We start from the raw sequence: 8,690 nt of genomic DNA on the forward strand, positions 1-8,690 counted from the left end.
AGTGCCAAAATCAGCGGCACTTTCAAATCCCGCTTGGTGGCCGTCAGCATCAGCGCGATGGCACAGGCGTCAAACCCTTTCATATCGGTGGTTCCGCGGCCGTAAAGCCTGCTGCCCTCCTGCGTTACGGCAAAGGGCGTGCGTGTCCAGTCCTGCCCCTCGACCGGAACCACATCAACATGGCCGGACAAGATCACCCCCGGCACATCGCGCGGGCCGACACTTGCCCAGAGATTGGCCTTCTCGCCGCTCTCATCCGGGATCAAATGACTGTCAATGTCAGCATCGGCCAACACGTCCCGAACAAAGTGCATCAAGGGAAGGTTGCTCTTGTGGCTCACGCTGTCAAAGCCGATCAGGCGGTCCAGAATGGCGCGCATTTCCATGGTAAAAGCCCCCGTATTTCCGGCTGAGATTTTCCACACCTTGATAGCATGGTTTCAGCAGGCAGTTCACCTCAAAAGCGGTTATTCCTGCGCCCGCAAAACCTGTGCGGGCCGCGCCGCCAAGGGCCGCCAGACAAAGGCCAACCCAGCCAGCAACGTCGCAAGCACCCCGCCCGACACGATTGCAAGTGCCGACAGCGGTTCAAACGCGAACGGCGCGTCCATCACAAAGCGCATCACCGCCCAACCCGATATCCCGCCTGTGATGATCGCAACCACGCCCGCAGCCGCCCCGGTCAACCCCGCGCGCAACGCAAAACTCGCCATGATCCGCGCCCGGCTTGCGCCCAGTGTTTTCAGGATTGCTGCTTCATAAATCCGTGCACCCTCACCCGCTGCCGCCGCACCGACCAACACCACAAACCCCGTCAGCAAGGTGGCACCCGCCGCCCAAGCCGTTGCCGTGGCAATGGCCGACAGCGCATCCGACACCCGCGCAATCGCATCGCGCACCCGAACAGCCGTGATATTGGGATAGGCCTTTGCCAGATCACGCAGCAACGGTGCCTCCGCCGCCTCTGTCGCATAGACAGTCGCGATATGGGTATGCGGCGCACCTGCCACCGCTGCGGGATTGAGCATCATCACAAACCCCATGCCTCCGGTTGAAAAATCGACATTCCGGAAGCTGGTAATCGTCGCCTCGATATCGCGGCCAAGAATGTTGACGGTGATCCTGTCACCGAGTTTCAACCCGATCTCATCCGCTTCCTCCTGCGCGAAGGAAAGCTGCGGAGGCCCGGTATAGTCGGCGGGCCAGAACGTGCCGGCGGTGATGGTCGTCCCGTCCGGCGGGGTCGCGGCGTAGGTGACGCCGCGATCCCCGCGCACCACCCAATGATCGCCCGCCACTTCGCGCGCATCCTTGCCGTTGATCCGGGTCAACACTCCGCGCAGCATCGGGGCTTCCTCGACCTTCGACACGCCGGGATCGTCCTTGGCGCGTTTCAGGAAACCCTCGATCTGATCATTCTGGATATCGACAAAAAAGTAGGATGGCGCCACGCTCGGCAGGTCGCGCGCAATCGCGGCGCGTAGATTGGCGTCAATCTGACCGACGGCGGCCAGTACTGCAAGGCCCAGACCCAACGACAGGATCACCGCCAATGCCTCATCCTTCGGGCCGCCGATTGCGGCCAAGGCGGCACGCAATGCAACATGTCCGCGCACAAAACGCGACCGGGCAAGCGCGCGCGCCGCAAGGCGTAAGCCATAAGCAGTAAGCCAGAGGAGGCCGAGTGCGGCCACCACGCCGGCCGCCGCCCACAGCGCCAGAGTGGCAAGCCCGGAAAGCCAGACCGCAGCGCCGACAAGCAAGACCACCAACCCGCCCATCGCCAGCCAAAGCGGCCAGCCGGGGCTTGCCACCTTGCCGACCCCACCGCGATAAAGCACCGCCGCCCGCACCTTCTGCACCCGTGCCAGCGGCCAGAGCGTGAACAAAAACGCCGTGACGACCCCGTAAAACGCCGCCTCCAGCAGCGGCTTTGGGTAAAGGCCGAAAGCCACAGGAAATGGGAGCGATGCCTTGATCATGGGAGAGAGCAGGAGCGGCACCCCTGCCCCCAGAACCAATCCCATCAGCACACCCAAAACCGTCAGCACACCGATCTGGATGAGGTAGGTCTGAAAGATCATCCTTCCAGACGCACCAAGTGTTTTCAGCGTGGCAATTGTGGCGATCTTGCCATCGAGATATGCCCGCACAGCCGCCGAAACCCCCACGCCTCCGACCGCCAGACCCGCCAGGCCGACCAGCACCAGAAACGACCCGATCCGGTCCACAAAGCGGGCAATCCCCGGTGTGGCGTGGCGGCTGTCGGTCCAGCGCATTCCGCTGTCGCGAAACGCGGCCTCTGCCTTTGTCTCCAACTCGGAAAGGCTGGACTTTGGCGGTAGGATCAGACGGTATTTCGCCTCAAACAGGCTCCCCGGCCCGATCAGACCGGAGGTCTTCAACGCATCGGTCAAAACAATCGTGCGTGGGCCAAGCGCAAAGCCGCCCGTCGCACTGTCGGGTTCCGTCACCAGCACCGCCGACAGGCGAAAATCCTGCGTTCCAAGAGTGAAGCTGTCCCCCGGCTTCAATCCCATCCGGTCCACCAACACGCGGTCCATCACCGCACCGGGGGTGCCATCCTTGACCGCCAGTGCCTCCGCCAAAGGCAGCGCAGGGTCCAGCACCACCGCGCCATTCAACGGATAGGCGCTATCAACCGCCTTCACTTGCGTCAACACATGGTCATCGCCCACCACCGCCATTGAGCGAAAGTCGATAATCCCTGACCTGTTGGTCGCGTTGGCATCCATGAACGCCAGTTCCTGCTTTGAGGCCGTGCGATAGGTAAACTCCATCTGCGCATCACCGCCCAGAAGGACAGCGCCTTGTTCCGTCAAGCCGCCTTCAATCGCGGCACGGACCATGCCGACCGCCGCAATCGCCGCAACGCCCAAGGTCAAACAGGCAAGAAACACCCGAAACCCGCGCAACCCCCCGCGCAATTCGCGGCGGGCAAAGCGGAAGGCAAGCGCGATGCTCATGCGAAGGCCTCAATCCGGCCATCGGCAAGGTGGATCACGCGGGAACACCGCGCCGCCAGTTCGGGCGCATGGGTGACCATGATCAGAGTCGCCTCATGCCGGTCGCGCAAGCCGAACAGCAGTTCCATGATCGCAGCGCCGTTCTTGGCATCGAGATTGCCCGTCGGCTCATCCGCCAGTAAAATCGCCGGGCGCGGCGCGGCAGCGCGGGCCAAAGCCACCCGTTGCTGCTCGCCCCCCGACATCTGACTGGGATAATGATCCAACCGCGCACCCAGTCCCACGGCCTGCAACTCCGCATCTGCCCGGCCAAAAGCATCCTCTGCCCCGGCCAATTCCAAAGGCAGAGCCACATTTTCCAACGCGGTCATTGTCGGGATCAGGTGGAAAGACTGGAACACCACCCCCATATTATCCCGACGAAAGCGCGCCAACTGGTCCTCATCCATCGTGGTCAGATCATGTCCCAGCGCAAAAACCTGACCACTGGTGGCGCGTTCCAGCCCGCCCATGATCATAAGGAGCGACGATTTGCCCGACCCCGACGGACCGACCAGCCCGACACTTTCCGCGCGCTGGACCTCCAGCGTAATGCCGCGCAAAATATCAACCGGACCTGCGTTGCCCGCAAGCGTCAGCGTAGCGTCAGTCAGCGCCAGAATAGGAGTCACCATGAAATCTGCCCTTCGGTCTTGCCTTGCCCTTGGATATGGGGCCGCGCACGCGTTGCGCAACCTTGTTTTTACGCTGGGCCTTGTGCTTTGCACCGTTGCTGGCACCGCTCACGCAGAAGTGGTCAAGGTTTTGGCTTATGGTGACAGTTTGACTGCCGGCTACGGGCTGGACAGCGCCGATGGTTTTGTGCCTCAACTCAACCAATGGCTGGCAGATCACGGCGCGCAGGCCGAAGTCGTCAATGGGGGTGTTTCCGGCGATACCACCGCAGGCGGAGTTTCGCGCCTGGACTGGTCGCTGTCGGCGGGTGTCGATGCGTTGATCATCAATCTCGGCGGCAATGACATGCTGCGCGGGATTGACCCTGCGGTTACCCGCGCCAATCTGGTGAAGATGTTGGAAGTTGCGAAGGCAAAGGCACTGCCGGTGTTGTTGGTCGGGCTGCAAGCCCCGACGAATTACGGTCCGGATTTCAAGGCACAGTTCGACGCGATTTTCCCCGACCTGGCAAAGCGCTATGACGCAATCTTGCTACCGGATTATTTCGCCCCTGTGGCGCCGACCGGTGATCGCACCGGACTTCTGTCGCAATATATGCAAGCCGACGGCATCCACCCCAACGCAGAAGGTGTCAAGCGAATCGTGGCTGCGGAAGGGCCGAAGGTGTTGGACCTGATCACGATGGTAAAGCCTTAGACCCGCAACGCAAAGGGCTTCAGGTGACTTAATCCTTGACGAAAAAGGCTGTCCGCAACAGAGTGAAAACATGGGGATAATCCAAGAACTCCGCACCCTGCTGGGTGCCAACCATGTGCTGACTGGCGCGGACCGCGCCGGTCATGTGAAGGATTGGACCGGTCATTACACCGCCGACCCTTTGGCGGTTTTACGTCCCGCAACCACAGCCGAGGTTTCGGCCTGCCTGAAAATCGCCGCCAAACATGGCGTGCCGGTGGTGCCGGTGTCGGGCCGCACCGGGCTGGTGGGTGGTGCCATGACAGAAGGCGGGCTGATGATCAGTGTCGAGCGGATGAATGCGATCCGCGAGATTCGCCCTGACGCGCGCATTGCGGTTGTCGAAGCGGGCGTCATTCTGGACCGGCTGCATGACGCCGCTGAAGCGTCGGGGCTTTATTTCCCGCTGTGGTTCGGCGCGCGGGGCTCCGCAATGATCGGCGGCGTTTTGTCGACCAATGCGGGCGGCTCCAACGTGCTGCGCTATGGCTCCACCCGTGCGCTGTGTCTGGGGTTGGAGGTGGTGCTTGCCGATGGCCGGGTGCTGAACCTGATGAGCGAATTGCACAAGGACAACTCCGGCTATGATCTGCGCGACCTGTTCATCGGGGCGGAAGGTACGCTGGGCATCATCACGGCCGCGGTGATGAAACTGGTCCCCCGCCCGCGCGCCTATGCCACCGCAACGCTCGCCGCCCGATCCCTTCCCGACGCGCTGGTGCTGCTGAACCGCTTGCGAGAGGCGACGGGTGGGGCGGTGGAAGCGTTCGAATACATGCCTGACACCTATATGCGCCGATTGGCAGAGGCGCGGCCCGATATTCGCCAACCGTTCACGCCACGCCAAGCGGTGAATATTCTGGTTGAAATCGGCGCAACTGCGCCGCGCGATGCTGTTCCGGATGTGGCGGGTGAGGTGCCGGTGACGCTGCTGTTGCAAGAAACACTGGCCGAAATGATGGGGTCTGGCACCGTGCTGGATGCCGAAATTGCCCAGAGCGAAGCCCAGCGCCGCTTGATGTGGCAGCGGCGGGAATTGGCGGCGGAGATCACCTTCGCCCGATCACCGGTGATTGATACCGATATCGCCTTGCCGTTGGACAAGGTGGAAACCTTCCTGACCGCGATGGCCGCCCGCCTGCCCGAACTTGATCCTGGGGCGGAGGATATTTGCGTGGCGCATCTGGGCGATGGCAATGTGCATTACACCGTGTTTCCGACAAGCGACGATGCGGCCTTGTATGACCGCGTTGTGCAGGCGGTAGAGGACGAAGTGCAGGCCCTGCGCGGGAGCTTCTCAGCGGAGCATGGCGTCGGCCTGTCCAAGCGTCCCTCCATGGCACGGCGCAAAGACCGGGTGGCGCTTGATGTGATGCGGGCGATCAAAGTGGCACTGGACCCCGAAAACCGCATGAACCCCGGCAAGGTTATTCCGGACCCTGCCTGAACAGGTCAAGTGTTGGCTTTGCCGCGCGCCATTCGTTTGAGGATGGAACAAGGCGCGTCAGAAACGGCACCCAGGCGAGCCAGCGAGCGGTCTTGCATGCCTGCGCCCATATCCCCGGTGCCAACCCGCGATAGGCATTCAACGCTGCATCCTGCAACGATGGCACGGTATTCGCAGGCGCCTTGTAGCCATCGCTGATGATGCTATGGGCAAAGACGATCAGATCGAGCGCCAGTCCGCGCGGATCGGATTTCACGCAGGAAAACCGTTCCAGATCAATGAAGTGGACCGCCGATCCATCCCAACACAGATCGCGTATCGCCGGTCGCCCGTGGCGATAGCTGGCCAGATGCAACCGCGCCAGTGCAGTGCCGCCCGCTGCGAACGCCGTCGCTGAATCCGGTCGCGGGTTGCGCAGCATATCGCGCAGCGTCGGTCCCAGATCGGGCGTGACGAACCAATCCGGCCCCTCGGCCAGAATCGGGGCTGCGGCCAGACCGAGCCGCGCGAGAAGATGTAAACCTTCCCGCTCCTGCGCAAAGGCTTTGGAGGGGTTCCCTTTTTGCAGCCGCATCAAGCCGGAAATACGTTCTTCGCGCTTCATCCAGACCTTGGAGCCATCGGGCATTGCCAACAGAGAGATTCGTGCAAACGGGGCGGCAAAAGCCTCTGCAATCGCGTCGTCAAGCAGGGCGTCAACGCCAGTCAAAGAAACCCGCCGGCGCGCGTGCCTTCAACCGTTTTGCCAATTCGCGCCCCATCGCAGGGCCATCCGCCGCAGGGCCGCGAATATCATCAGACAGAGATTGAGAGCCATCTGGCCGCAGAATCTCGCCCCTCAGCCACAACTCATCGCCCTTCAGCAGCGCCAATGCCGCGATCGGGGTTTCGCAAGAGCCGTCGAGTTCGGCCAGAAACGCACGCTCCGCATCGACGCGCAACCCGGTATCCCGGCAATGGACGGCCGCCAGCATTTCCGCCACCTGCACATCATCGGCGCGGCGTTCGACGCCAATCGCGCCTTGTGCCACAGCGGGCAGCATCTCCTCCGGCGCAATCGCGGATTTCGCGACATGCGCCATGCCCAGACGGTTCAACCCCGCCATGGCAAGGAAAGTCGCCGCCGCGACCCCCTCCTCCAGTTTGCGCATACGGGTCTGGACGTTGCCGCGAAACTCCACCAGCTTCAGGTCAGGTCGCCGCAAGGCCAGTTGCGCACGCCGGCGCAGGCTGGAAGAGCCGACGACCGCGCCATGCGGCAGATCGGCCAGCGAATTGTACTGATACGAAACAAAGGAGTCGCGCGCATCTTCACGCGGCAAGTAACAATCGAGCCGCAAGCCAAGGGGTTGCAGGGTCGGCATGTCCTTCATCGAATGGACCGCGATGTCGATGGAGCGGTCGAGCAATGCCTCCTCGATCTCCCGCGTGAACAGGCCTTTGCCACCGCTGTCTTTCAGGGAGCGATCCTGAATCATGTCGCCGGTCACCTTGATCACCACCACCTCGAACGCCGCCTCCGGCAGATCGAAGGCGACCATCAGGCTGCGCCGCGCCTCATGCGCTTGCCAAAGCGCAAGGGGGGAGCCGCGGGTGCCGATGCGCAAGGGCTGCGCGGGGGTGGGACGATGTTGTTTCATGGCCCCGTTCCTAGCGCCCCGCCGCCGGGCTGACAACCGGGGATGATGTGTCATATTGACAAGCCCGCCGCAACTTGGAAGGCAGGCCGCGAGATGAAGGAGAGCGTGATGACCGATAAAACAATTCTGCGTGCGTTGCGCGGCGAGAAACTGCCCACGCCCCCGATCTGGATGATGCGGCAAGCCGGGCGGTATCTGCCGGAATATCGCGCGACGCGCGCGCGGGCCGGGGATTTCCTGTCGCTGTGCTATAACCCGGACCTCGCCGCCGAAGTGACGTTGCAGCCGATCCGCCGTTTCGGGTTTGACGCCGCGATCCTGTTTGCCGATATCTTGCTGTTGCCGCAGGCGTTGGGCGCGGATCTGTGGTTCGTGACGGGCGAAGGCCCGCGCCTGTCAACGATCAGCGATATGGCCGGGGTCAAGGCGCTGCGGCCCACGGCAGAGATTCACGAAACCCTATCGCCAATCTATGAAACCGTGAAGATGTTGGCACGCGAACTGCCACAGGAAACCACACTGATCGGCTTTGCCGGTGCGCCCTGGACAGTCGCGACCTATATGATCGCCGGTCGCGGCACCCCGGATCAAGCCCCGGCGCATCGGTTGAAAGACAATGACCGCGCGGCCTTTGTCGCATTGATGGAGCGGATCACGGAGAGCACGATCGAATATCTCGACGCCCAGGTGCGGGCGGGTGCAGAAGTCATCAAGCTATTTGATTCATGGGCCGGGAGTCTGCAGGGTCAGGACTTCGTTGATTTCGCGCTGCTCCCGACCAAGCGCATTATCGCGGAACTCAAATCCCGGCACCCGACCGTGCCGATCATCGCCTTTCCGCGCGAAGCGGGTCAGGGCTATGTCGGTTTCGCACGCGCGACCGGGGCGGATTGCGTCGCGCTGGACAATTCGGTAACGCCGGAATGGGGTGCGGCGCATGTGCAGGTGGATGGCTGTGTACAGGGTAATCTCGCCTCCCGCCATATGGTTACAGGGGGCCAGGCACTGGTGGATGAGACGCGGCGAATTGTGGCAGCGTTTTCGGGTGGTCCGCATATCTTCAACCTCGGCCATGGCATCACGCCGGATGCCGATCCCGACAATGTGGCGCGGATGATTGAAGTGGTGCGGGGTGGCTGAGGTCGGTTAGGTATTTGGGCCAAGATGAAGCCGTCAATGGTTTTCTTGTCTTTCGTCCGTTAAAGA

Annotated in this window: 8 protein-coding genes; 3 read left to right on the top strand and 5 right to left on the bottom strand. The window is 62.2% G+C overall.

Translation table 11 applies throughout. The features are described from left to right. The 3 genes from L0H65_RS08980 to L0H65_RS08990 form a co-directional block, all read right to left on the bottom strand. Positions 1 to 386 (bottom strand): M20/M25/M40 family metallo-hydrolase (locus L0H65_RS08980; protein WP_301458534.1); only part of this gene is annotated, 386 nt, incomplete at its 3' end. An 81-nt stretch (positions 387 to 467) separates the two neighbouring features. Continuing rightward, positions 468 to 2,987, bottom strand: coding sequence for an ABC transporter permease (locus tag L0H65_RS08985; protein WP_301458535.1), 2,520 nt, complete (start codon positions 2,985 to 2,987; stop codon positions 468 to 470). Continuing rightward, positions 2,984 to 3,661 carry an ABC transporter ATP-binding protein gene (locus L0H65_RS08990; RefSeq protein ID WP_301458536.1) on the bottom strand — a complete coding sequence of 226 codons (678 nt, stop codon included), beginning with the start codon at positions 3,659 to 3,661 and terminating at the stop codon, positions 2,984 to 2,986. The genes L0H65_RS08985 and L0H65_RS08990 overlap by 4 nt, the downstream gene beginning before the upstream one ends. Between L0H65_RS08990 and L0H65_RS08995 the strand changes: the two genes are divergently transcribed. Together L0H65_RS08995 and L0H65_RS09000 are read left to right on the top strand one after the other, a co-directional pair. After that, positions 3,660 to 4,358 (top strand): arylesterase, encoded by a 699-nt coding sequence (locus tag L0H65_RS08995; protein WP_301458537.1) that lies wholly within the window; start codon positions 3,660 to 3,662, stop codon positions 4,356 to 4,358. The two genes, L0H65_RS08990 and L0H65_RS08995, sit on opposite strands and share 2 nt — an antisense overlap. A 70-nt stretch (positions 4,359 to 4,428) precedes the next feature. Then, entirely contained in the window at positions 4,429 to 5,844 is a 1,416-nt protein-coding gene (locus L0H65_RS09000; RefSeq protein WP_301458538.1) for an FAD-binding oxidoreductase, read from the top strand. On the opposite strand, the gene L0H65_RS09005 is transcribed toward L0H65_RS09000, so the two are convergent. Further along, positions 5,825 to 6,553, bottom strand: a complete 729-nt coding sequence (locus L0H65_RS09005) for a hypothetical protein (RefSeq protein WP_301458539.1) — start codon at positions 6,551 to 6,553, stop codon at positions 5,825 to 5,827. The genes L0H65_RS09000 and L0H65_RS09005 overlap by 20 nt on opposite strands. Then, positions 6,540 to 7,484 (bottom strand): hydroxymethylbilane synthase, encoded by a 945-nt coding sequence (gene hemC, locus L0H65_RS09010; protein WP_301458540.1) that lies wholly within the window; start codon positions 7,482 to 7,484, stop codon positions 6,540 to 6,542. Before hemC ends, L0H65_RS09005 begins: the two co-directional genes overlap by 14 nt. Positions 7,485 to 7,592: 108 nt before the next feature. Here hemC and hemE point away from each other — a divergent pair, with 108 nt between their 5' ends. Then, positions 7,593 to 8,624 (top strand): uroporphyrinogen decarboxylase, encoded by a 1,032-nt coding sequence (gene hemE / locus L0H65_RS09015; protein WP_301458541.1) that lies wholly within the window; start codon positions 7,593 to 7,595, stop codon positions 8,622 to 8,624. The last annotated feature ends 66 nt before the right edge of the window (positions 8,625 to 8,690 follow it).

This window comes from Pseudorhodobacter sp. (assembly GCF_030452865.1).
Taxonomy (GTDB): Bacteria; Pseudomonadota; Alphaproteobacteria; order Rhodobacterales; family Rhodobacteraceae; genus Pseudorhodobacter.